This window comes from Photobacterium indicum (assembly GCF_003026215.1).
Taxonomy (GTDB): domain Bacteria; phylum Pseudomonadota; class Gammaproteobacteria; order Enterobacterales; family Vibrionaceae; genus Photobacterium; species Photobacterium indicum.
Window position 1 is genome coordinate 738,064 of sequence record NZ_PYOC01000002.1, and the last position, 23,497, is coordinate 761,560.

At 41.9% G+C, this 23,497-nt stretch carries 22 protein-coding genes; 8 read left to right on the forward strand and 14 right to left on the reverse strand.

The window, feature by feature from the left end; all coding sequences use genetic code 11:
• Positions 1-107 precede the first annotated feature (107 nt).
• Positions 108-806, forward strand: coding sequence for a 7-cyano-7-deazaguanine synthase QueC (queC, locus tag C9J47_RS09220; RefSeq protein ID WP_107253245.1), 699 nt, complete (start codon positions 108-110; stop codon positions 804-806).
• A 123-nt stretch (positions 807-929) separates the two neighbouring features.
• Here the strand turns inward: queC and prmB are convergent, their stop codons facing one another.
• A complete protein-coding gene (prmB, locus tag C9J47_RS09225; RefSeq protein ID WP_107253246.1) occupies positions 930-1,862 on the reverse strand; it encodes a 50S ribosomal protein L3 N(5)-glutamine methyltransferase in 933 nt (310 codons plus the stop codon).
• A gap of 53 nt (positions 1,863-1,915) precedes the next feature.
• Between prmB and smrB the strand changes: the two genes are divergently transcribed.
• On the forward strand, positions 1,916-2,446 hold the full coding sequence (smrB, locus tag C9J47_RS09230) for an endonuclease SmrB (protein WP_107253247.1): 531 nt from the start codon (positions 1,916-1,918) through the stop codon (positions 2,444-2,446).
• 109 nt (positions 2,447-2,555) lie between these two features.
• On the opposite strand, the gene C9J47_RS09235 is transcribed toward smrB, so the two are convergent.
• Together C9J47_RS09235 and sixA are read right to left on the reverse strand one after the other, a co-directional pair.
• The gene (locus C9J47_RS09235; RefSeq protein ID WP_107253473.1) at positions 2,556-2,918 is read right to left on the reverse strand and encodes a hypothetical protein; all 363 of its coding nucleotides are present in this window, start codon (positions 2,916-2,918) and stop codon (positions 2,556-2,558) included.
• 219 nt (positions 2,919-3,137) lie between these two features.
• Positions 3,138-3,608, reverse strand: coding sequence for a phosphohistidine phosphatase SixA (gene sixA / locus C9J47_RS09240; protein WP_107253248.1), 471 nt, complete (start codon positions 3,606-3,608; stop codon positions 3,138-3,140).
• Positions 3,609-3,875: 267 nt separating this feature from the next.
• Here sixA and C9J47_RS09245 point away from each other — a divergent pair, with 267 nt between their 5' ends.
• The gene (locus C9J47_RS09245) at positions 3,876-6,641 is read left to right on the forward strand and encodes an insulinase family protein (protein ID WP_107253249.1); all 2,766 of its coding nucleotides are present in this window, start codon (positions 3,876-3,878) and stop codon (positions 6,639-6,641) included.
• A gap of 248 nt (positions 6,642-6,889) precedes the next feature.
• On the forward strand, positions 6,890-7,213 hold the full coding sequence (locus tag C9J47_RS09250) for a hypothetical protein (RefSeq protein WP_107253250.1): 324 nt from the start codon (positions 6,890-6,892) through the stop codon (positions 7,211-7,213).
• Positions 7,214-7,322: 109 nt separating this feature from the next.
• On the opposite strand, the gene fadJ is transcribed toward C9J47_RS09250, so the two are convergent.
• Together fadJ and fadI are read right to left on the reverse strand one after the other, a co-directional pair.
• Positions 7,323-9,470, reverse strand: a complete 2,148-nt coding sequence (fadJ, locus tag C9J47_RS09255) for a fatty acid oxidation complex subunit alpha FadJ (protein ID WP_107253251.1) — start codon at positions 9,468-9,470, stop codon at positions 7,323-7,325.
• The gene (fadI, locus tag C9J47_RS09260; protein ID WP_107253252.1) at positions 9,470-10,780 is read right to left on the reverse strand and encodes an acetyl-CoA C-acyltransferase FadI; all 1,311 of its coding nucleotides are present in this window, start codon (positions 10,778-10,780) and stop codon (positions 9,470-9,472) included. Before fadI ends, fadJ begins: the two co-directional genes overlap by 1 nt.
• Before the next feature lie 710 nt (positions 10,781-11,490).
• On the opposite strand from fadI, the gene C9J47_RS09265 reads away from it, so the two are divergent.
• The 4 genes from C9J47_RS09265 (at position 11,491) to C9J47_RS09280 (ending at position 15,951) form a co-directional block, all read left to right on the forward strand.
• Positions 11,491-12,063 carry a sigma-70 family RNA polymerase sigma factor gene (locus C9J47_RS09265; protein WP_107253253.1) on the forward strand — a complete coding sequence of 191 codons (573 nt, stop codon included), beginning with the start codon at positions 11,491-11,493 and terminating at the stop codon, positions 12,061-12,063.
• Positions 12,050-12,763 (forward strand): DUF3379 domain-containing protein, encoded by a 714-nt coding sequence (locus tag C9J47_RS09270; protein ID WP_107253254.1) that lies wholly within the window; start codon positions 12,050-12,052, stop codon positions 12,761-12,763. The genes C9J47_RS09265 and C9J47_RS09270 overlap by 14 nt, the downstream gene beginning before the upstream one ends.
• A 316-nt stretch (positions 12,764-13,079) precedes the next feature.
• A complete protein-coding gene (locus C9J47_RS09275) occupies positions 13,080-14,309 on the forward strand; it encodes an outer membrane protein transport protein (RefSeq protein WP_107253255.1) in 1,230 nt (409 codons plus the stop codon).
• 355 nt (positions 14,310-14,664) lie between these two features.
• The gene (locus C9J47_RS09280) at positions 14,665-15,951 is read left to right on the forward strand and encodes an outer membrane protein transport protein (protein ID WP_107253256.1); all 1,287 of its coding nucleotides are present in this window, start codon (positions 14,665-14,667) and stop codon (positions 15,949-15,951) included.
• Between the two features lie 115 nt (positions 15,952-16,066).
• On the opposite strand, the gene C9J47_RS09285 is transcribed toward C9J47_RS09280, so the two are convergent.
• The 9 genes from C9J47_RS09285 to ccmB form a co-directional block, all read right to left on the reverse strand.
• Positions 16,067-16,879, reverse strand: coding sequence for an MlaA family lipoprotein (locus tag C9J47_RS09285; RefSeq protein WP_425440596.1), 813 nt, complete (start codon positions 16,877-16,879; stop codon positions 16,067-16,069).
• Between the two features lie 71 nt (positions 16,880-16,950).
• A complete protein-coding gene (ccmI, locus tag C9J47_RS09290; RefSeq protein WP_107253258.1) occupies positions 16,951-18,180 on the reverse strand; it encodes a c-type cytochrome biogenesis protein CcmI in 1,230 nt (409 codons plus the stop codon).
• Entirely contained in the window at positions 18,177-18,701 is a 525-nt protein-coding gene (locus C9J47_RS09295; RefSeq protein ID WP_211321735.1) for a cytochrome c-type biogenesis protein, read from the reverse strand. The genes ccmI and C9J47_RS09295 overlap by 4 nt, the downstream gene beginning before the upstream one ends.
• Complete coding sequence (locus tag C9J47_RS09300) at positions 18,701-19,255, reverse strand: DsbE family thiol:disulfide interchange protein (protein ID WP_107253260.1); 555 nt, start codon at positions 19,253-19,255, stop codon at positions 18,701-18,703. Before C9J47_RS09300 ends, C9J47_RS09295 begins: the two co-directional genes overlap by 1 nt.
• Positions 19,248-21,236, reverse strand: a complete 1,989-nt coding sequence (locus tag C9J47_RS09305) for a heme lyase CcmF/NrfE family subunit (RefSeq protein WP_107253261.1) — start codon at positions 21,234-21,236, stop codon at positions 19,248-19,250. The genes C9J47_RS09300 and C9J47_RS09305 overlap by 8 nt, the downstream gene beginning before the upstream one ends.
• On the reverse strand, positions 21,233-21,718 hold the full coding sequence (ccmE, locus tag C9J47_RS09310) for a cytochrome c maturation protein CcmE (RefSeq protein WP_107253262.1): 486 nt from the start codon (positions 21,716-21,718) through the stop codon (positions 21,233-21,235). The genes C9J47_RS09305 and ccmE overlap by 4 nt, the downstream gene beginning before the upstream one ends.
• The gene (gene ccmD / locus C9J47_RS09315) at positions 21,715-21,921 is read right to left on the reverse strand and encodes a heme exporter protein CcmD (RefSeq protein ID WP_041393941.1); all 207 of its coding nucleotides are present in this window, start codon (positions 21,919-21,921) and stop codon (positions 21,715-21,717) included. The genes ccmE and ccmD overlap by 4 nt, the downstream gene beginning before the upstream one ends.
• A gap of 7 nt (positions 21,922-21,928) precedes the next feature.
• Positions 21,929-22,660, reverse strand: a complete 732-nt coding sequence (locus C9J47_RS09320; RefSeq protein ID WP_107253263.1) for a heme ABC transporter permease — start codon at positions 22,658-22,660, stop codon at positions 21,929-21,931.
• Between the two features lie 166 nt (positions 22,661-22,826).
• A complete protein-coding gene (gene ccmB / locus C9J47_RS09325) occupies positions 22,827-23,495 on the reverse strand; it encodes a heme exporter protein CcmB (RefSeq protein ID WP_107253264.1) in 669 nt (222 codons plus the stop codon).
• Positions 23,496-23,497 lie beyond the last annotated feature (2 nt).

A 23,497-nucleotide genomic window follows, 5' to 3' on the forward strand; every position in this document is an offset into this window, starting at 1 on the left:
AATCTTGAAACGTCAACACGCCCTAGGGTACGATAGTCGCTCATCTACATATTATTGAGTCGGTACCGACTGTTTTTCGGTAAGGCTACAAATAAGGACACATTCCCATGCGTAAAGCTGTTGTCGTATTCAGTGGTGGACAAGATTCCACAACCTGTCTAATCCAAGCTATTGAGAACTACGACGAAGTGCATTGCATCACTTTTGATTATGGCCAGCGTCATAAGCTGGAAATTGAAGTGGCACAATCGATAACGAAAGAGTTGGGTATCACTGCCCATAAAGTGATGGATGTTGGTTTGCTTAATGAACTGGCCATTAGCTCTTTAACACGCGACAACATTGAAGTTTCACACGAACTGCAAGCAAACGGGTTACCTAACTCGTTTGTACCGGGCAGAAATATTTTATTTCTAACGTTATCTGGTATTTATGCATATCAGATTGGCGCTGAAGCCGTTATCACTGGTGTATGTGAAACCGATTTTTCTGGTTACCCTGATTGCCGCGATGAATTTGTGAAATCCCTAAATCAATCATTGGTTTTAGGCATGGATCGCGCGTTAAAGATCGAAACACCACTAATGTGGCTAAACAAAGCTGAAACCTGGGCTTTAGCCGATCAATACAAGCAATTAGACTTTGTTCGTGAGAAAACCTTAACCTGTTATAACGGTATTATTGGTGATGGTTGTGGCAATTGCCCGTCTTGCGACTTGCGCCGTGCTGGTTTAGAAGATTACTTAACGAATAAAGATGCCATCATGGCTGATTTGGTGGCAAAGCAGGCTGAAGGGCAAGCTTAGTGCTGTTGTAACAAGCTAAAATGCACCTAGTTACAATTAGATACAAAAAAACCGGAGCGCAGTGATGAACTGACTCCGGTTTTTTAATTCGACTACCATTCAGACGTAATCACTCTTACACGATTAATCGCGGTACAGAGAGAACTCATCTTTGCAGTCTAGTAACTGTTGGCGTGTCATCATGAATACACCATGACCACCATTAGCAAACTCAATCCAAGTAAATGGGATATTTGGATATTGCTGCTCCATGTGAACCATAGAGTTACCCACTTCGCAGATCAGAATACCATCGTCTTTCAGGTAATCTGGTGCATTGGCAAGAATACGACGAACCAGTTTCAACCCATCCGTACCTGCCGCTAAACCAAGCTCTGGCTCATGGCGGAATTCTTCGGGTAGATTGTCCATATCTTCCTGATCAACATAAGGAGGATTGGTTACAATCAGATCGTATTTATCTTTAGGTACATCACGTAATAGATCAGAGCGTAGCGGAATAACCTGCTGCTCTAAACCATGGTCGTGAATATTTTGCTCGGCCACTGCCAGTGCATCGATTGAAATATCAACCAGATCCACTTCTGCATCAGGGAATGCATGTGCACAAGCAATACCAATACAACCACTACCTGTACACAAATCCATGATTCGTGTTGGCTCTTGTTGTAAAAACGGTTCAAATTGCGTTTCAATCAGTTCAGCTACCGGCGAACGCGGTACAAGTACACGTTCATCAACAAAAAATTCTAAACCACAGAAGTACGCTTTGTTTGTCATGTATGACACTGGTGTACGGTCATTAATACGACGAATAACACGTTCAACTACACGTAAACGCTCGCTGCTCGTCAGGCGTGAAAAACGCACTTCTGACGGAATATCAAGTGGCAAATACAGTGTTGGAAGTACAAGCTGAACAGCTTCATCCCACGCATTATCTGTACCATGACCATAAAAAAGACCAGCAGCATTGAAACGGCTGACAGTCCAACGTAGCATGTCTTGCAAAGTGTGAAGTTCATTGACAGCTTCGTCGACAAAAATCTTATCCAAAATAGCCTCCGAAAAACGCTACAATACCGCCATACAGATGTTGGAATTTCATTATGAGTAAAAAAAATCCTAACTTAGAAGATGAGTTGTCACTCTTCCAAGATGCGGTAAAAGGCGTAAAAAAGTTCACGCATGATACCATAATCACGCGGCGCCAACAGAACTCAAAGGTTGATAAAGCCAAGGTCTCGAGTAAAGAAACCCAAAACCACGAGTTTTATTTCTCTGATGAGTTTGAACCGCACCTAAATGAGCATGGCCCGACGCAGTATGCGCGTACTGGTGTGTCTAAATATGAAGTAAAAAAGTTACGACGTGGTATCTATGTACCAGATATGTATCTAGATATGCACGGTATGACGCAACAAGAAGCAAAACGCGAGTTAGCCGCAATGTTAGCTGCTTGCATTAAAGAGAATGTATCTTGTGCCTGTGTAATGCATGGCATTGGTAAGCATATACTTAAACAGAAAGCACCTTTGTGGTTGGCACAACACCCAGATGTAATGGCATTTCACCAAGCACCTTTAGAGTTTGGTGGCAACGGTGCATTGTTAGTATTAATTGATATTCCTGAACGCTAGTGCAGGTTGTATACATTCAATACACAATTAACCCCAGACTAAACATAATGAACACCTACCGGTTCAAATGTTGTTGTCTGGGCGTTATCGCACCAAAAAATAACGCCTATTAATATGTATATCTAGCTAATGAACCAACATTAATGACCTGACCCTCTTGAATCAGCGTTACTTCACCACTCTCACAAATCTGCATCCGTGTTTTCACTGATGATTCACTGTAATAATGCTCACAAGATCCATTACGTGCACTATCGATACGTGAAAATATAGTAATTGATCCCGCAACCAGTAAGCTACCCGGTGACGCAAAAGTCAGCGTACTGCCCGAGGTAGAAATGCGCATCTCTTCACTGATACCATTAGCCCATTTAATGGCACCATTCGCATTAATCGTTGGTTTTTGAGGGCCACCCTGAACACAACCGACAAGTAGTGCAGCACTAACTACTGCTAATATTTTAGTTTTCATTATTACCGTTTCTTCTATTTCAAATTGGTTAAATGAGTGTTCATTGAATCGGCTCAATAAAAAGCGGCAAAACAATGCACTTATGATTAGCTACAAGCAAGAAGTGTTCCATTTAGCCATATCATGAAATGGGACTGCATAATTGCGATAACACTCGTAAAAAAGCGCCAATTCCATATTAGAATCAGCGCCTTATAATATTAACTTCTTATCTGTTATTTATACAGGCACATCTTGCCATAAGAATTCAGCCACCTCTGTATCAGGATCGTAGTCAATAGCGGCAATCGCTGACGTTCTAAACATGGGAGGTTGTATACCCGTAACGATATCTGCCGTTAGGTATCCGACAAGAGGAAGATGAGATATCAACATCACGGTTTCAGGCCGTTCAATAGCAATCAATGCTTTAAGATAAGCAGCAACATCTTCTGAATCACCATAAGGGGTAATGTTATCAGCCGTTATGACTTTTTTCGCTTCAGGTAATTCAGCGGTCATCACTTGCCACGTTTGCTGTGCACGCAGGTATGGGCTAACCCAAACAAGATCGAGATTACCCTCTAAATGCGTCGCTAACTGGCTTGCTACCTGCTTAGATTGCTGCTCACCTCGAATCGTTAGAGGGCGTTCAGCATCACTTGGTGCAAAGTTTTGAGCTTCACCATGCCGCATGATAAAAATTCGCATGTGTATTCTTATCCAATCATGAATATCTAACGCTATGCTAGCAACTTCAGGCAAAACAGCATAGCCATTCGAGCAATTCTATTGCCATTCCGTGACAGTGGGATCACTCCCCATATTGATCACTGCTCTAACAAGCATGCCTTTTATTTCATCACTTTTTATCTATTCAACTGATTTAACATATAGATAATTAGACGTATTTCCAATTTGCCAGCTTGCTATATGAGGGTCATAATTACTTAATTCCCTTTGAAAAAGGTTCTTCCTGTGCACATTAGCCCCAACGACCATAAGCAGTACCGCTATTTGACCTTAGCTAATGAGCTCAAGGTACTTTTAGTGCACGATGCAAATGCACCACGCTCAGCAGCAGCGTTATCTGTTCAGGTAGGTCACTTTGATGATCCTGATGATAGACAAGGGATGGCACATTTTCTTGAGCACATGCTATTTTTAGGGACCGAAAAGTACCCTCGTATCGGTGAATTTCAAACATTCATAAACCGAAGTGGCGGCAGCAACAATGCCTGGACTGGCACCGAAAATACGACATTTTTCTTTGAAGTTAGTCCCCATGCTTTTGAAGAAGGGTTAGATCGCTTTGGTCAATTTTTCACCGCGCCATTATTTAATGAAGAAGCCGTCGACAAAGAACGTCAAGCCGTTGATTCTGAATATAAATTAAAACTAAACGATGACGTACGACGCCTTTATCAAGTACATAAAGAAACCATTAACCCTAACCACCCTTTCACTAAGTTTTCTGTAGGTGACTTAACCACGCTGGATGATCGAAATAATACGTCGATCCGAGATGATCTATTACATTTTTATCAAACGCATTATTCAGCAAACAAAATGGGGTTAGTGCTATTAGGCTCTCAGTCACTCGAAGAGTTAGAAGCATATGCTCACGACTTTTTCAGCCATATCAATAACACGGGATTAGCCAAACCTGATATACCGGTACCACTTGTAACCCAAAAAGAAGTAAAACAATTTATTCAGATTGAGCCGATAAAAGATATTCGTAAACTAACACTGTCTTTTACCATGCCATCAGTCGATGCCTACTATCAGCAAAAACCTTTGTCATACATCGCCCATATGTTGGGTAATGAAGGCACTGGCAGCTTGATGTCCGTCTTAAAAAGTCGGGAGTTGATTAATACTTTATCTGCCGGTGGTGGTGTCAATGGCAGTAATTTTCGCGAATTTACCATCAGCTTAAACTTAACACTCAAAGGTCTTGAGCATACCGATGATATTGTTAAGTCTGTCTTCCAATACATTGCATTAATACAACAACAAGGCATGGAAGAGTGGCGTTATGAAGAAAAAAAATCGGTTTTAGAATTGGCATTCCGTTATCAAGAAAAAAGTCGTCCACTTGATACGGTAAGCTATTTAGTCATGAACTTACTGCATTATGCTCCGGATGATGTCATCTACGGTGATTACATGATGGCTGGCTATAATGAACCATTAATTCGCGATCTACTTGCCTACTTGCGCCCAGAAAACATGCGATTAGTGTTAGCAGCCCAAGGTCAACATTACGATCAAACGGCACAATGGTATGCCACGCCCTATTCCGTAACACCGTTCACAGGCAAACAATTAGCTGACTGGACGAATATTACTCTCGATCCTGAGCATCTTTTATCAGAGAAAAACCCGTACCTTTGTGATCGCCTTACCCCTCATGAACTTGAACCTGAATCAGAATTACCGCCACAATTAATTCAAGACTTACCCGGTTTCCGTCTTTGGTATAAGCAAGAGCATGATTTTCGTGTACCGAAAGGGGTTATTTACGTTGCTATCGATAGCCCTCACGCAGTTAACTCTCCTCGTAACATTGTCAAAACACGCTTATGTGTAGAGATGCTACTCGAGGCGATAAACGAAAAAGCCTACCCCGCTGAAATTGCTGGTATGTCATATAATCTATACGCACATCAAGGTGGTGTAACACTGCAACTATCTGGCTTTAGTGAAAAACAACCCTTATTAATGAAGTTAATATTAGAATGTTTTGCCAGCCGTACATTTGATGAAAATCGTTTTAATAATATCAAAGCGCAAATGTTACGTAACTGGCGTAATGCGGCAGAAGATAAACCTATCTCGCAGCTTTTTAATGAGCTTACAGGCTTACTTCAACCCAACAACCCGCCTTACCCGGTATTGATTGAAGCGCTTGAGTCTATCGATGTTGATGAGCTTCCAGTTTTTGTTGAATCAATGTTTGCAGAGCTGCACATTGATACCTTTGTTTACGGAAATTGGTTAAAAGAAGACACGCTACAATTAGCTGAAATACTCAAAGATGCATTCCGTGTTACCGACCAGCTTTATGGCGAGTCTCAGCGCCCACTGGTTCAGCTTAATAAGTCAGGTACGTTAAATTACGAAATCAATGGCAAGCATGCCGATTCTGCTATTTTAATGTATTACCAGTCGCGCGAAGTTTCCCCACGAAAAATAGCGGTATACACGTTAGCCAATCATTTAATGTCGACCACCTTTTTTCATGAATTAAGAACGAAGCAGCAATTAGGTTATATGGTTGGTACAGCCAATTTACCCCTAAATCGCCACCCCGGATTAATTTTATATATCCAGTCCCCGGTTGCTGGACCATTGCTGTTATCTGAAGCTATCGACGATTTTACCAATGCCTTCTCGCTCGTATTATTAGAGCTCAATGAAGAACAATGGCAAGCGAGTAAACAAGGATTAATCGCACAAATTTCAGAACCTGACACTAACCTTCGCAGCCGTGCTCAGCGTTTTTGGGTCAGTATTGGTAATAAGGACGAAACATTTAGCCAGCGTAAAAAAGTGATTGAAGCACTCAAAAACCTAAGCCGTGCCGATATGGTGCGATTTATCGTCGATATTGTAAAACCACGTACTGCAAACCGTATAGTGATGCATTACCAAGGCCAAGCACATCAAAACTTTCAACCTTTGGATATAGGCCAACCCATTGAATCAATAGCTGAATTCCAACAGAACGCACGTTAAAAACAGCCTAGTTTTACAGCCTTCACTGCGCCTTTATGACGTAATGAAGGCTACTAAATAAATCTAAACCCCACCTTTATTCACGTATTGTCTCTATTAATCAGTTTTATTCATTAGCCATCACAAACAAAACGGTTTAAGAATTATGGTTCAGTCGACAAGCATGGGCACTCCGTCGCACCCATTTTTATAAACATAAACGCTCAATAATATTCCGTTTAAGAATGAGTAAAATAAAAGAGAAAGTCATGAATCAATACTGCCCACATTGCGAAATGGATATAACTGCGCCACCAATGAGTAGCTATAACGAAAGCTTTCATTGCCCACATTGTGCAAGTAGGCTATCGCAGTGTGAATTTGATATTGTGTTTTATGCTGCCATTTTTATTACTGCCGCAACGCTAACTTTAACACTAGTCTGTAACGTAAATAGCTTCGTTGCCCTTCCACTGGCAATGACTGCTTACCATCTATTGCGTCCCTCTTTTTTTGAGCCTCGTTTTCGCTTACGAAGCCTTAATACGATAAAAAGAAGCAACCCATTAATTCGAAAAAACAGCGACACATGAAGCCATAGCCAGCGTGCATAAAAAAGGTCTGCTGTTATAAAAAACAAGGCAGACCTTTTACATCCACATTTTAAATAACAAAGTGGCGTATATTCAGACAATACAGATGCTATGAATAAAAAGATTGCTCTTCATTTGCCATCGCAACCAACCTGTCACACGGCGTAAAACGTCCACCGTATTTGTCAGTATGATCCTTCAGCATTTCTACTACCCTTTTAGCCCCTAACGTATCCATATAACGGAATGGACCGCCAAGGAATGGTGGGAAACCGATGCCGAAGATTGCGCCAATATCACCATCTCGTGCTGATTTAACAACCCCCTCATCAAGGCATCGTGCCGCTTCATTCAACATCATTAGCGTACAACGAAGCGCAATATCTTGCCCTGCGGCTTTTTGTTCTGGTTCTAAAGAAAGCAGTTTATAAACACTCTTATCAACTTCTTTCTTCTTCGTATTGTATAGGTAGAACCCTTTGCCGCTCTTGCGCCCCTTACGATCATCACTCAGTAATAGATCGAATACATCCGGCGCTTTAAATCGTTCGCCTAATTCAGCCAATAATATCGGGCTGATCTTCGCACCAATATCGACACCGACTTCATCGAGCAAGGTTATTGGCCCTACAGGGAAACCGAAATCCAATAATGAACGATCGATATGTTCGATTGGCTCACCACTTAATAGCACGGCAGCGGCTTCATTCATGTATGGCGCTAGAATACGGTTCACATAAAAACCCGCTTTATCAGCGACAACTATCGGCGTTTTACCCTGCTTCTTCGCTAAAGCGACGACTGTAGCGATGGTTTGCTCAGAGGTCGCACTGCCATTTTCAGTGCCTTGATGTGGAATAACTTCAACCAAGGGCATTTTTTCTACCGGGCTGAAATAGTGTAAGCCAACCACATTTTCAGGACGATCTGCTGCAGCTGCGATTTGATGAATAGGCAATGACGATGTGTTACTCGCAAAAATCGTATCATCCGATGTTTGCTGCTCAATGTCTTTTACCATTTGATGCTTTAGATTAATGTCTTCAAAAACGGCTTCTATCACCACATCGACATTCGTAAACCCAGTAAATGTTGTACCACCCGTAATACTGAACATTTTATTTTGTAGTTCAGCCTTACTAATGATTCTGCGTTTACGCTGCTTATCGAGTAACTTGAAGTTATAAACAAGGGCATTTTTAATACCATCATTTGATATGTCTTTAATTCGAACAGGATAGCCGGCTTTCGTTGCCGTTACATGGCTGATACCACCACCCATCAAGCCACCACCCAGCACACCCACCTTCTTGATTGTTGCTGGCTCGGCATCAGAACCTGACTCTTTTTTCATGGCTGTTGTAGCGAAGAATATGCTGCGTAATGCGGCAGATTCAGACGTCATCACCAGTTCACCAAAGCACTTAGCTTCTTGCTCTAAGCCTTTCTTCATACCATGTTGCAGACCATATTTGATTACGTCTAATATGGCGTCTGCGGCGGGGTAATTACCACGGGTCTTTTCATGTGTTTTTTTCGCAGCTTGATCAAAGACAACAGAACGACCCAGTGCATTGCCTCCCATTGCCCACTCTTGGAACGAGCCCTTGCGTTTTGGCTTACTTTTCAGAGCTTGTTTTTCAGCTATATCAAGCAAGATACTTAATGGTACCGCTTCTTCAACAATACCCAGCTTTTTCGCTTTCTTTGCACGTAGTTGCTTGCCCGTTAGAATCATATCTAACGCATTAGCCACACCAATTAAACGCGGTAAACGCTGCGTGCCACCTGAACCAGGCAGTAAACCTAATTGTACTTCTGGTAGACCTAAGCGTGTTTTACCATCATCACTACATACTCGACTATGGCAGGCTAAAGCAAGTTCTAAACCACCGCCTAAACATGGGCCATGAATGGCAGCGACTACATGAAATGGTAATGCTTCTAATTGAGCAAACAGCTCTTGCCCCTTTGCGGCTAATTGCTGTGCTTCGTCTGCCGTTTGACATGCAGCCAGCATGCGAATATCAGCACCAGCAATGAAATTATCAGGCTTGCCGGAATACACCACCATGCCTTTAACGTCTTTCTTTTCTTTCAACTGTGCAAGAACATCTGTTACTTGATCAACAAATGCTGACTGCAACGTGTTCATTTTTTCGTTGGGTACATCAATTTTCAACCAAGCAACGCCATTATCGCCAAACGTTAACGAGAAAGCGGAAGGTTGTGAATTTGCAGATTCATGCTGTGTCATTATTCTGCCTCCAAAATCATTGCTGCACCTAGTCCACCAGCAGCACAAGCGGTATTCAATGCAAAACCACCGCCACGACGTTGAAGCTCTCGCAGTGTTTGCGTAATCATTCGAGCACCTGTTGCAGCAAATGGGTGGCCATATGCTAACGAACCGCCAAGCACGTTGAATTTATCCATATCAATTTCACCAATAGCTTGGCTACGGCCTAGCTTTTCTTCGGCAAATTTCTTTGACCCGAACATTTTCACATTCGCTAGCGTTTGGGCCGCAAATGCTTCATGCATATCAATCAATGTAAGATCTGACAAACTAATACCAGCACGATCTAGTGCCATTGGCGTCGCATAAGATGGCCCCATCAGCATATCGTTCTCAACACCAATCGCTGAAAATGCATAAGAACGAATGTAACCTAATGGTTTAAGACCTAGCTCTTTTGCTCGACCTTCACGCATTAACAAAATAGCCGCAGCACCATCGGTTAATGGCGTACTGTTTGCCGCTGTCACTGTGCCAAATTTACGATCAAAAGCCGGACGTAACTTGGCATAAGATTCTAAGGTTGAATCTTCACGAATGTTATTATCTTTATCAATCCACTGCCCGTACGGTTCAGGGAAAGCTGTCATTACCTCGCCACGAATCAAACCATCTTTCCATGCTTGAGCTGCTAAAGTATGTGAGCGGTATGCCAGTGCATCTTGTTCTTGGCGAGTAATACCATGGCTTTTTGCCATTTGTTCAGCAGTTTGCCCCATACTAATACCCGTTGAATATTCAGCAACAGCGGGTGGTACAGGCATAAGATCTTTAACACTTAATGTACTAAGCAGTTTTAAACGCTTACTCATTGTTCGCGCTTTGCTCAGCGCTAATAATGTTGCGGCTAGCTTCTTTGATACGCCAATCGGCAATACCGAAGATGAATCAGCCCCGCCAGCAATTCCAATATCAATAGTGCCAGAAATGATACTTTCCGCCACATTCGCTGCCGCTTGAAAGCTAGTTGCACAGGCGCGAGTAACACTATAAGCATCAGTACCGATGTGCATACCCGTACCCAGTACTATTTCTCGTGCAATATTCGGCGCTTCAGGCATTTGAACCACCTGGCCAAAGACAACTTGTTCAATTAATTTAGGGTCAAAATCGAGCTCTTGGAGCATCTCATTGACAACCATTTTCCCCATGTCGAGTGCAGGCACGCCATTAAAGGCAGTAGCCTGACGAGCAAACGGGGTACGTAATCCACTTACAACGGCGATGCGCTCACCCTGACGAGTGGTGAGGTTTTGGATACGTGTCATCGCTACTCCTTATTAATGTTAGTGGCCAGTTTAAAACTGCCAGTATTGGCATGCAGAACACTGCATGTTCGATTTAGAGGTCAGACCACAACAATTGTAATCAAATTGTTATTAACTTCAAACAAATGTTTTATTTTTGTGGAGGGAGACAATAAATACGGATGATTTATAAGATAAAACCCAAATCACCCCCCTAAAAACATATAAGATATGAATATTAGTTAAGAAAAATAGATAACAAAGAGATAAGTCAGTATGAAGAAAGCCGATATACTGTGCAGAAATGGCTTGGGGGAACTAAAGCAAGCTGATACAAGTTAACATCCTATACTTTTCTTTAGACAAAAAAAAACCATACCCTAAGGTATGGTCACTATTGCATAGAAAGTTAAAAACCATCTAATCTAAGTATTAAGTCAATTAACATAAAGCCAATTGCAAATCAGGATAAACCTGATAAGAGAAAGTAAAGTCAGCCTTCAAAAGGAAGTTGTCATCTTGCTCAACAGACGATGAACACAGAATGTAATACTGTTCCACAGAAACTACATTCGTACTCATCATCAGATGACAGGGACTACTATATCTTCCCGCTGAAGTCAGAGTTTGAACCAGATCAATTTTATGGCTGATTATTCATTTATTCGTGCATCCGATGAAAAAAAACGAACAATAATCGCGATGTCGACACCAAATTAACGGGCAAATTCATGATTAAACAATTTTTCCGTAAGAAAACGCCAAATGCCACGGTCTCTGTAGATATGAATAAACAAAGACGTTATGAAGCCCTTGTCAGGGCGTGGCATCGAGACTTATACCGTTATGCATATTGGTTATGCCATGATCCCCATATAGCAGAGGATCTGGTGCAAGAAACATGCTTAAGGGCTTGGCGTTCTTTAGATAGCCTACAAGATGACAAAGCAGCCAAATCATGGTTGATTACAATTTTACGCCGAGAGAATGCACGGCGTTTTGAGCGAAAACAACTCGATCTTGTCAACATTGATGACTATGCCATTGCTGATACCCATCAACAGGGAACAGAAATGGAAATGGAACAACAGATGTTACACCGTCAAATTATGAAGCTCGCTCCTGAATATCGAGAGCCTCTCGTGTTACAAGTAATGGCCGGTTTTAATGGTGATGAAATTGCAGAAATATTGGGGTTAAACCGAAATACGGTAATGACACGTTTATTTCGCGCGAGAAATCAGTTAAAAGACCAAATAGAAAAGCAATCTGAGCGGAGGGATCACCACAATGGACGATCTTGAATTCCGTCGTCGAATTTTGGCTGATCCAAACGATAACAGCCCAGATTTGTCGGCAGCCAGAAATGAATCGATAGTCAATCGAAAGTTATACGATGAGCTATTGCAATTAGATGCCCAGCTAGAAAAAGCCATGAAGGTCGATGTGCCCGATGACTTAGCCGATCGCATTCTATTTCATCAATCTGGGCAACCTAACGAAAAACCAAAAAGTAATCGTTTCCATATGGCTATTGCGGCATCCGTTGCGTTAGCTGTCGGCATAATGATCGGTCAGTTTAATCACTTTGCACTGCCTTCTGCACAAGCTGAGGGCATTGGACAGATTGCGCTACAGCATGTCCACACCGAAGCGCCTTTTGTTAATACTGTTGATGAGTCTGTTAGCTTGCAGCAAGTGAACGCGAAATTGTTACCCTTTGGTCCACGCTTAAGTAACTTGCCCGGACATGTTTCGTATGTAAATCACTGCGGGTTTGGTGACAAAAATGCGTTGCACATGGTGATGGATACACCACAAGGTAAAGTCACGGTTTTCATCGTACCTGAAGTAAGCAAAACTATGACGGCATTTAACGACAAGCAAATGGATGGCATTGTAATGCCTATTAAAAATGCGAGCTTAATTGTGGTAGGTGAAAAAGGACAAGACGTTATGCCTATTATTAAAAGCATCGAATCAGATTTATACTGGCAAATTTAACCATCTAGTCAGCCAAATGTAACTTCAAACGTTATACTGCTTAAAGCCATCATTATTAAAAATAATGATGGCTTTTTTATTCTCATCAGTCATATCACAAGTATTTATGTTACACCTGTTGCATATTTGGCGATTGCTCATCCACCATTCCACTCAATTTATGTACAATCCCCCTCGTCAAGCATTAACTTATCTATAACAATCAACAAACTAACAACTGGTCAGATTTGATAGATAAGCTAACACTCTTACAATCATCCGCGATCTATCAATATAGATAGACATGCAGTGTAAATGATTAGGAATAATAATAAATATGAACAAGAAGCGTCTGTTTACTAAAACGATGATTGCTGCAGCAATCACACTAACATCTCAGCAAGCTCTTTCTGCTGGTTTCCAACTTAACGCACAATCTGCAACCGGCCTTGGTCGCGCATTTGCTGGTGACGCAGTTATTGCAGATAACGCATCTGCAATGGCACGTAACGCCGCGGCAATGTCTTTATTCGATGCACCAGCAATCTCGTTAGGTCTTAATGCGATCGATTCTGATATCGATGTAAAGAATGCTAAATATGCTGGACAAGATCTAAATGACCAGCAAATCGGTGACATATCATACGTACCAAACATCTATTATATACACCCTATTAATGATCAATGGGCTGTAGGTGCGGGTGTCTACTCTAACTTTGGTACCAAAACTGAATTCGATAGTAACTATGTGGCGAATGAATACGGTGGTTTAACTGACGTTAAAAGTATTAACTTTGCTTTAAGCGCTTCATACCGCATCAATCAACAATGGAGTGTCGGTGCTGGTTTAGACATCGTCTACGGTGAAGGTAAACTTCAACGTACAACTCCACTGATTCCAAACGGATCAAACTCTCAAACTAAACTTTTAGATGTTGATGCTAATGGGGTTGGTGTGGGTTGGAATGTGGGTACAGTTTTCGAGTTAGATGATCGTAACCGCTTTGGATTCTCCTACCGTTATAGTCCAGAACTAGAAACTGACGGTGATATGTATTACATCAAATCCAAAGACGGAAACCCAGACATTAGTGGTGACAAATTAAAAATGCCATTGCCCGATATGGCTGAATTCTCTGGCTTCCACAAGCTAAACGATCTGTTCGCAGTTCACTACAGCGTACAGTGGATTGGCTGGAGCGCATTTGACAAACTAGCAACAACTGGTGGCGATACCCTCAACACTTATGAGTGGCAAGACGGTTGGCACTATGCATTAGGTGGTACTTACTATCTTAATAACGATTGGACACTACGAGCTGGTTACATGTACGACACCAGCGCACAAGATCAAAAAACATCGATTTCTGTACCAGACTCCGATCGCCAATGGTTCTCTGGTGGCTTTACTTACCACCTAGATGCCAAATCAAATATTGATTTTGGCCTAACCTACCTAATGGGTGAAGATGTTAAAGTTACAGAGTCGACAGGTTTAGCGCCAATCACAGCAACGACTCGTGCAAACGCACTACTATACGGTATTCAGTACAGCCGTTCGTTCTAATTTCAGCGAACACATAACTGACTATTTATATTAAGGGAGCCTGAGGCTCCCTTTTTTATTATCAATTTAACGCCTTGTTTATAGGCACTAAAGGCATATTACTACCAAATAACAATCAATCACCTTTCACCTTCAGAGTACAGTTGAACGCTGAAACACGCTTTTACATACACACGTGTACGCTCAATTATCATCATTAAAAAATTATTGATGCTAATTTCATCGCATTATCACCACTAACTTTCGATAAATCAGCATAAACGTCCAATTAATGCGCTATAACGAATAAAGAAATGAAGTATTTACTCTAAAGAGTATTATTCGCACATTAGAATTCAGCGAACAAAGCAGAACAATGAATAAGAATAAAATAACATTATCTTTAGCAGCAGCGTTAACACTGGGAATGAGCGCCAATACAATGGCAGCTGGTTTTCAACTTGCAGAATATTCAGCAACGGGCTTAGGCCGTGCGTTTGCTGGTGAAGCTGCAATGGCAGACAATGCTGGCGCGCAATTTCGCAACCCTGCAATGCTGACATACCTTGAGGGTACACAGTTCTCTATTGGAGCTATTTATGTTGACCCTAACATTGATGTTGAAGGTTCGGTAAACGGTACACAAACCAAAGCCAGCAATATTGCAAATTCAGCCGTTATTCCTAACTTCTACCTATCACACCAACTTAACGACAAAGTATTTTTAGGTTTAGCGTTCGGTACTAACTACGGTATGGAAACTGAATTGGCGGGTGATTACCAAGCAACGCAATTTGGTAATCAAGCTAAGGTTATGTCGATTGAAATCAACCCAAACATTGCTTACAAAATCAATGAGCAGTTTAGTGTTGGTGGTGGTATCCGTTACGTTATGGGAGAGGGTCACTTTGGTGCAGCTGCATCTTCTGACATGCCTCTTGCTCCAGGAGTTACAGTACCTAAAGGCGCTGACCTGAAGTACATGGAAGGTGATGATACAGCATGGGGTTGGCAGGCGGGTGCCGCATGGCAAATCAATGAGAATAATCGCATTGGTTTCAACTACCGTTCTGAAGTTGAGTTAAACTTAACAGGTAGTGCTTCTGGGGCTATTTACGACCTCGAAGCACTAAAAAAAGGTAAAAAGCCAAGCGCAAGTTACGCGGGTAGCATGGCATTAACTTTACCTGCAACAGCAGAAATTGCGAGCTTTCACCAATTAACGAATAAGGTTGCGGTACACGCTAGTTTCAACTGGACAGATTGGAGCAGCTTCGACAAGTTGGAAGCTAAAATCCCATCGCTATATGGTAATGATCCTGATCTGATTAAAGAAGAAAACTGGGAAGACAACTACCGCTTAGCTGTGGGTACAACTTACCAATACACTAACAAGCTCGTGCTGCGCTCTGGTATTGCTTACGATACATCAGCAGTAAGTGATGAGCACCGCACACAAACTATTCCAGAAACTGACCGCTTATGGCTGAGTATGGGTGCTGGCTACAACTGGTCACAAAACCTAACACTTGATGCTGGCTTCACGTACATCTTTGCCAAAGATGCACCAATGAATGAAGTGGATCCAAGCCTTGGACAATTTAAAGGTGAAACCACAGGCAGCATATGGCTTGTTGGTGTGCAAGCAAGCTACCGCTTCTAAAGCCCAGCAAACATCAATCTAAAAGTTTGTCATAAAAAAGCGACCTTTTCTATCGGTCGCTTTTTTAATCTATCAATATTTCTGCTCTTAGATACTAAAGCACTGGCACTTAAATTTAGTAATCGTCTATTTCATCCAAATAATCATCAAACAATTCTTCATTTTCAGGTTCATCAACAGGAGCTTCACCGCCTGTCGCTCTGAAGTTTTTATGCTGGATATAAGCATCACGCGTAAATACATAAGGATCAGGGGAATCTTCTAGTAACGCTTCTTGCTTAACTAGCGCTGCACGATCTTCCATGCCCTCAAATGCCCACTTACCTAAACTCTGCCAAAACGTGAGTAAACTTAGTGGTAAATAAAGACCATCGGCAGCATCACCAACACCTTCACGTAAGGTAACGGGGCCATAAAACGGCACCATAAAATACGGTCCATTACCGACACCGTAGTAACCTAATGAGTCACCAAAAGCACGATCGCCAGGAGTGGTAATATCAGCGGCAGAAGCAATATCAATCAAGCCTGCAATACCAAATACGGTATTAATCCAGAAACGGTTGAAGTGGGTAACCGCATCTTCAGGATTTTGCATGATAAGGCTATTTACCATACTTGCTGGTTCATCGAGGTTCGCTAAAAAGTTAGCAATACCTAACCGAACAGGATTGGGCGTGTAATCAACATATGCCAATGAAATAGGCCGTGCTAAATATGGGTCAAGATAATCATAATTTAAATCCCACATTACACGGTTAAACCCTTCTAGTGGGTCATACACATCATTTACTGAATCGAGCTCTTCAGCATTAATCTGTTCCGCAACATTTGTTGGTACTGTTTCTTTTTTCTGGTTTTCAGGCGTATCAGCACAGCCGACTAAGCTAGCTGAAAGCAAAACAGAAAAAATAATATTTTTAGTCAATTGGTTACTCATTGGTATAAAAAAGCAGACTGGACAATAATATCCAGCCTGCTTCATTTGTGCCAGTAATGTTATTGATATTGTTTATTTATTGTCACAATAGTAGAAGCCCCTAACGATAAGACATCACTTTGACCGTACCAGTCACCTTGCTTTGTCATAACATTTCCATCTGAATCAATTCGTGCCTTCACAATCATTTCAGATAAAGACGACATCTTACGCTCTGGTATCATACTGTCGTTATCATCTAGCGTTACCGTTACAGGGAACTGAGATGAAAGCGGTATACGACGAGCCGCAATCGGCATTGGCGCACCATCTGCAGAATGAACCGATAGAATAAGGAAGCCTTGCGCTGGTAATGAGACTGCAGGATCGAGTGCAACATTAACCGTTACACTATCAGCCGAAACATCAACCGCATTCACTTTATCAATACGAGCTTGTGCTCGCTCAATACTACGAGTCAACATATTTGCACGCGGATCATTGTCACCAATGATGTTTTTCATCATGGTCCAATATGACACCGCCTGCTGGTACTCATTTCGCTCAAAAGCATCAAAAGCAAGTAAAGACAGTGCGCGAGTATTGCTTGGATCACGTTGCACTACTGAACGCAGTATCTGGCGAGCAAAGTCACCTTGATTAGGATCACCGATCAACATAAGTGTTTGTGCGTAACCTAGCTGAATGTCTGGGTTGCTAGGATCAAGCTTATAAGCACGAATCATTGCACCTTGCGACGTTTCAGCATCACGATTCGCCATGCCAATACGCCCTAACAATAGCCAGCCAGTCGCATCATTTGGGTTATCGTGTAAGCGAGTACGCAAAGCTAATGTTAAGTCATCCATTTCTTGATCACTTAACGGTTCTGCATTTTGATCATCCATTAAACGCTTTGAAAGATCAGGTAAACGCGATACCGTTTCTTGCCAAGCTTCAACTTTATTCAAACTGCCAACACTTAAATACATACCGTAACAGATACCAACAAGCAAAATTAGACCTGGAAGCACCATTAATGGGCTAATTCCAACGGCTTGTTGTTTCGCCTGCATAGGAACATCATCAAGTAATGACTGTTGCAGTTCAGAAACCAGTTCGTCTTGATTAACTACCAAGCCTTCACTGTTTTCTTCCTCTAGTTCACTAATGCGATCTTTAAAGAAAGCTTTGTTCAGTTCATCGCGGCTAGCTACATCATCTTGCTCTTTCCCTTTGTACATAGGAATGACAAAGATTGCGCCTGCAATTAAAACCAAAATAACTGTTACAATCCAAAACAGTGTCATGATTTCACCTTACCGTTTTTATTCTGAGGGTGTTGCTCCGCTTTTTCTTGCTGCTCCATCTCATTTAATAATTCTTTGAGACGTACTTCTTCATCTGCCGCTAGTTTAGTTTTTTTCTTTGCATCTTCAGTTTTACGAGAGCGAACAACTAACACAGTGAAGCCAACAAGGATGAATAAGAAAGGTCCCATCCACAGAACTAAGGTAGATGCCATCAACGGTGGATCATATGTCACGAAGTTACCGTAACGGGCAATCATGTAGTCAATAACTTCTTGCTTACTCTTACCTTCTTCCAGCATTTCAAATACTTTTTGGCGCATATCTTGCGCCAATGTCGCGTTAGAATCAGCAATCGTATTGTTCTGACATTTAGGGCAACGAAGGGTTGCTGTCAGATCTTGAAACGTTTTCTCTTCCTTAGCACTGTGAAACTTATAAACATCAATAGATGCTAAAGCAGGTAGTGCTGAAGTAACGATTAAGCCAAAAGCAAGAAGCATGGTAATTACACGTTTCATCATCCTTTCGCTTCCTCTTGAAGTTCTTTAAACATTGGTTCTAATGTTTCAGCCCAGTTACGCGGGTTTACATCACCAACATGACGATAACGAACAATACCATTAGCATCGATAAGGAATGTTTCTGGTGCACCATATACACCTAAATCCATTCCGAGCATACCGTTACCATCGAATAAGCTATGAATATAAGGGTTACCTAGCTCATTTAGCCATTGAACAGCCTTAAGACGTTCGTCTTTATAGTTCAAGCCAATAATCTTAATCCCTTGACCTGCTAACTCATTAAGGTATTTATGTTCGGCATAACAGGTAGGACACCAAGTTGCCCATACATTCAAAAGCAGTGGCTCACCTTTAAAAATGTCTTGCTCATAAAGTTTGCCCGCTTCTACCAAGTCTTCCAATTTAAAGTTTGGTACCGGTTTACCCACAAGAACAGATTCTAGTTTCGTCGGATCATCGCCACCTGCATTACGTGTAAGTTGAACCATGAAAACAACGGCTAACGCTAAAAATAATACCAAAGGTATAAATAAAATTTTCTTATTCATTAGTTACCTCGGTTTGCTTAACTGTTGACACTGTTTTGTCACTCGCTTTTTTACGGAAACGGTAGCGTTTATCACTAATTGCAATTGCACCACCAAGCCCCATTAACGCAGCACCAAACCAAATCCAATTAACAAATGGTTTGTAGTAAATACGCACAGCCCAAGCGTGATCATCCAGTTTCTCACCCATTGCAACATATAGATCACGGGTAATTCCACTATCAATAGCAGCTTCAGTCATCATTGAGCCTGCTGTACTGTAAAAACGCTTTTCTGCATGTAATGTTGTTACCGACTTACCATTACGCGTGACAGTAAAGTCAGCAATGTAACCATCATAGTTTGGTCCATCTGCATCACGTAAGCCGTCAAAGTAGAAATCGTAACCCTGAACTTGTGTTGTTTCACCAGGAGCTAAACGAACATCACGTTCTAGATCATAATTCGATACTAGTGTAATACCGATAATCGACACTGCTAGACCCATATGACCCAATATCATCGCCCAGTGGCTGCGACCAAGTTTACTTAAACCAGTAATGAAACTATGACGATGCGTTGCACGTTGATATAACTCAAAGCCATGCATTATTACGATCCAAATAGACATTGTTAAACCAAGTACAGCCATTGGTTCTAATGAATCAGTAAAAATTGCAATACATGCAAAGGCTAAAGGTAACGTTATTGCACCAGAAACCAGCATTGGTTTACGTACATTAGCGATTTCATCACGCTTCCAACGTACTAACGGACCGATACCTAAAATAAAGGCAAACGGAATCATTAACCATGTAAACAAGGTATTGAAGAAAGGCACACCTATCGAGACAGAACCTAAACCAATTTGCTTGTGAACTAACGGTAACAACGTACCGATAAGTACGACTAACAATGCAGCAACTAACAAGATGTTGTTGGAAAGCAATAAGTTTTCACGGGAGAACAAACTGTAACTACCACGTGATTTAATTTTGCCGCCTCGTAATGCGTATAGCAGTAATGAACCACCAATAACAACGATTAAGAAACCTAGAATAAACATGCCACGAGCCGGATCAGACGCAAATGCGTGAACCGACACTAAAACACCAGAACGAACTAAGAACGTACCTAACAAGCTTAATGAGAAAGCTGAAATAGCTAATAAAACTGTCCACGCTTTAAACGTGCCACGCTTCTCGGTAACCGCTAATGAGTGCATTAACGCAGTACCTGCCAACCAAGGCATGAAAGAAGCATTTTCTACTGGATCCCAGAACCACCAGCCACCCCAGCCAAGTTCATAATAAGCCCACCATGAACCTAGTGCGATACCTACTGTTAAAAATGACCATGCCGCAATTGTCCAAGGACGAGACCAACGAGCCCATGCAGTATCAAGACGACCTGTCATTAGTGAAGCAATAGCAAAAGAGAAAGCAACAGAGAAACCCACGTAACCCATGTAAAGCATAGGTGGGTGAATAATCAAACCAGGGTCTTGTAGAAGAGGATTAAGATCGCGACCATCTACAGGAAAATAAGGCAGTAGACGTAAAAATGGATTAGAGGTAACAATGATAAACAGTAGGAAACCCACTGAAATCATACCCATAACAGCCAAAACACGTGCTACAGATTCGAGAGGCATATCGCGGCTAAAGCGCGCAACAGCGGCAGCCCAGCCAGCTTGAATCAACACCCATAATAGAAGAGAGCCTTCATGCCCACCCCATACGGCCGTAACTCGATAATACCAAGGTAATAAGCTGTTTGAATTACTCGCGACATATGTCACCGTAAAATCATTCGTATAGAAAGACCAGCACAAGGCAAAAAACGACAATACAAGCATGCCGAAAGCGCCGTATGACAACGGTCGTGCCATACGCATCATTGGCTGATTACCAATAGAGGCACCATACAATGGATAGATGCTGGCCAAGGCTGATAACCCCAACGCAACAATAAGGGCAAATTGCCCTATTTCAGGAATCATTGAACACTACCTTGTTTTTGTTCATCTGAATATTGAAGAGGTTCATGCGTTTTCTTCATCGCTTCAGCAACTTCAGGTGGCATATACTCTTCATCGTGTTTTGCTAACACTTCATGCGCTTCAATCGTTGTAGGGTTAACCAACACACCTTGAGCAACAATACCCTGCCCTTCACGGAATAGATCAGGCAAAATACCGTTATAGGTAATCGTGACAGCAGGACCGACATCGGCAACATCAAATGTAACGATTAATGATTGTGGGTCTCGCTTTACAGATCCTTCAACCACCATACCGCCAATGCGTAATCGTTGTCCTACCTCAGGTTTAGTACCATCAGGTTTACCCTGCACTAACTCTGTTGGTGTATAAAACAAATCCATATTTTGGCTTAATGCATATAGCATTAGACCAATTGTTGCGCCGAGGCCAAAGACAAGCGCTACAGCTAACGTCAGGCGCTTTTTACGTCTCGGATTCATAGTGTGTTCTCCAATTTTTTAGCTTCTTCAATTCGTTGCTCTCGAGCCATTTTATTATGTATATCCGCCAGAAGGCGCTTTCTTCTATTTAGGCTCGACAATAAAATCCATAGTAATGCGATAGTCGAAATTCCGTATGCACCCCATACATATGATGCATACCCTCCCATCGCTAAAAAGTCACTGAATGATTCAAAATGCATCTTGGCCTCACTTCACTAAGTTACGTACCCAAGGTCGATGACTTTCACGGGCAATTATTTCATTACGGAGACGTACTAACGTCACTGCACCAAAGAAACATCCGAAACCAATCACATTGATCAGTAAAGGCCAGAGCATGCTGGAATCCATTGATGGCTTTTCAAATTTGCTAATAGTTGCACCTTGATGCAGCGTATTCCACCACTCAACCGAGTAGTGAATAATCGGTAGGTTAATCACACCAACAATCGCTAAAATACCCGCCGCTTTTGCCGCAGTTTTTTGATCATCAAACGCACTATAAAGTGCAATAACACCAAGATATAAGAAAAGAAGAATGAGTTCTGATGTTAAACGCGCATCCCATACCCACCAAGCTCCCCACATAGGCTTACCCCAGATAGCACCGGTTAGTAAGGCTATAAAAGTAAAAACAGCGCCAATCGGAGCCATGGCAGCAGCAGCCATATCAGACATTCTCACTTGCCATACCAGACCAATAAATGCAGCAATGGCCATTGATAAATATGCCCCCATCGACAACATTGCGGCAGGTACATGCAAATAGATAATACGGAAGCTATCACCTTGCTGATAATCAGTAGGTGCGAACATTAACCCCCATATAGATCCTACAATCAGGGAGGAAAAGGCAATAATAGAAAACCATGGTAATAGCTTGCCGCATAAGCGGTAGCAATTTTCAGCTTTAGCGTAGGGATGTAACCACTTCCACATAAGTCCACTCTATTCAGTTTATAGTTGTAAGTACGTTGCAAATCTAAATGCATCTTTCATGTTAGGGATTAAAAGATAAATACCTCTGTTTGGTTATTTACACTTCTGATTCACCATTCATTGTCTTTGCTCAATAAATGGTTCTCCCTCATAAATTCAATATTCGTTAATTCACACTTATACGTAAAGATGCCGCCACAGCGAAAGGTGATAAGGTTGCCGAACCAATCAGCATTGCTCCCATTAACGCAAGTTGCCCGTTATATGCCATACCTAAACTTGCCGCTTCAATCGCTGAGGTTGCAAAAATAAGCACAGGTATATACAACGGCAAGATAAGCAGGCTCAGTAAAACGCCACCTTTTCTCAAACCAACTGTTAGTGCTACACCAATGGCACCTAAAAAGCTCAATGTAGGGGTACCGATAAGTAATGTCAGTACGACCGCTTTCCAAGTTACCCAATCTAACGACAATAAAATCGCTAACAGCGGGCTAATAATCAACAACGGCACACCCGTTAACAACCAATGCGCGATCATTTTCGCTAACGCTAATGCAGGTAAAGGTGTAGGCATTAGCAACATTTGCTCTAGCGAACCGTCGACAAAATCATCACGAAATAAACGCTCTAGCGATAACAATGCAGCCAGTAACGCAGCGACCCATACTATGCCAGGCGCAATACGCGCTAATAAATTCGGCTCTGGACCAACGCTTAACGGAAATAACGTAATCACAATGATGAAGAACCACAGTGGATTAAAAACGTCTGCTTGACGTCGAAACGCGATGAGTAATTCACGTCGCACCACTTGAGTAATAGCTTTTATCATCC

Bases quoted from the DNA above. Each gene is read 5' to 3' on its own strand.
- C9J47_RS09250 (WP_107253250.1), top strand. From the start codon at position 6,890: ATGAATCAATACTGCCCACATTGCGAAATGGATATAACTGCGCCACCA.
- fadI (WP_107253252.1), bottom strand. From the start codon at position 10,780: ATGACACGTATCCAAAACCTCACCACTCGTCAGGGTGAGCGCATCGCC.
- C9J47_RS09275 (WP_107253255.1), top strand. From the start codon at position 13,080: ATGAACAAGAAGCGTCTGTTTACTAAAACGATGATTGCTGCAGCAATC.
- C9J47_RS09295 (WP_211321735.1), bottom strand. From the start codon at position 18,701: ATGAAACGTGTAATTACCATGCTTCTTGCTTTTGGCTTAATCGTTACT.
- ccmI (WP_107253258.1), bottom strand. From the start codon at position 18,180: ATGACACTGTTTTGGATTGTAACAGTTATTTTGGTTTTAATTGCAGGC.
- sixA (WP_107253248.1), bottom strand. From the start codon at position 3,608: ATGCGAATTTTTATCATGCGGCATGGTGAAGCTCAAAACTTTGCACCA.
- C9J47_RS09270 (WP_107253254.1), top strand. From the start codon at position 12,050: ATGGACGATCTTGAATTCCGTCGTCGAATTTTGGCTGATCCAAACGAT.
- smrB (WP_107253247.1), top strand. From the start codon at position 1,916: ATGAGTAAAAAAAATCCTAACTTAGAAGATGAGTTGTCACTCTTCCAA.
- C9J47_RS09235 (WP_107253473.1), bottom strand. From the start codon at position 2,918: ATGAAAACTAAAATATTAGCAGTAGTTAGTGCTGCACTACTTGTCGGT.
- ccmD (WP_041393941.1), bottom strand. From the start codon at position 21,921: ATGCATTTTGAATCATTCAGTGACTTTTTAGCGATGGGAGGGTATGCA.
- ccmB (WP_107253264.1), bottom strand. From the start codon at position 23,495: ATGATAAAAGCTATTACTCAAGTGGTGCGACGTGAATTACTCATCGCG.
- C9J47_RS09305 (WP_107253261.1), bottom strand. From the start codon at position 21,236: ATGATTCCTGAAATAGGGCAATTTGCCCTTATTGTTGCGTTGGGGTTA.
- C9J47_RS09265 (WP_107253253.1), top strand. From the start codon at position 11,491: ATGATTAAACAATTTTTCCGTAAGAAAACGCCAAATGCCACGGTCTCT.
- ccmE (WP_107253262.1), bottom strand. From the start codon at position 21,718: ATGAATCCGAGACGTAAAAAGCGCCTGACGTTAGCTGTAGCGCTTGTC.
- C9J47_RS09300 (WP_107253260.1), bottom strand. From the start codon at position 19,255: ATGAATAAGAAAATTTTATTTATACCTTTGGTATTATTTTTAGCGTTA.
- queC (WP_107253245.1), top strand. From the start codon at position 108: ATGCGTAAAGCTGTTGTCGTATTCAGTGGTGGACAAGATTCCACAACC.
- C9J47_RS09280 (WP_107253256.1), top strand. From the start codon at position 14,665: ATGAATAAGAATAAAATAACATTATCTTTAGCAGCAGCGTTAACACTG.
- C9J47_RS09320 (WP_107253263.1), bottom strand. From the start codon at position 22,660: ATGTGGAAGTGGTTACATCCCTACGCTAAAGCTGAAAATTGCTACCGC.
- fadJ (WP_107253251.1), bottom strand. From the start codon at position 9,470: ATGACACAGCATGAATCTGCAAATTCACAACCTTCCGCTTTCTCGTTA.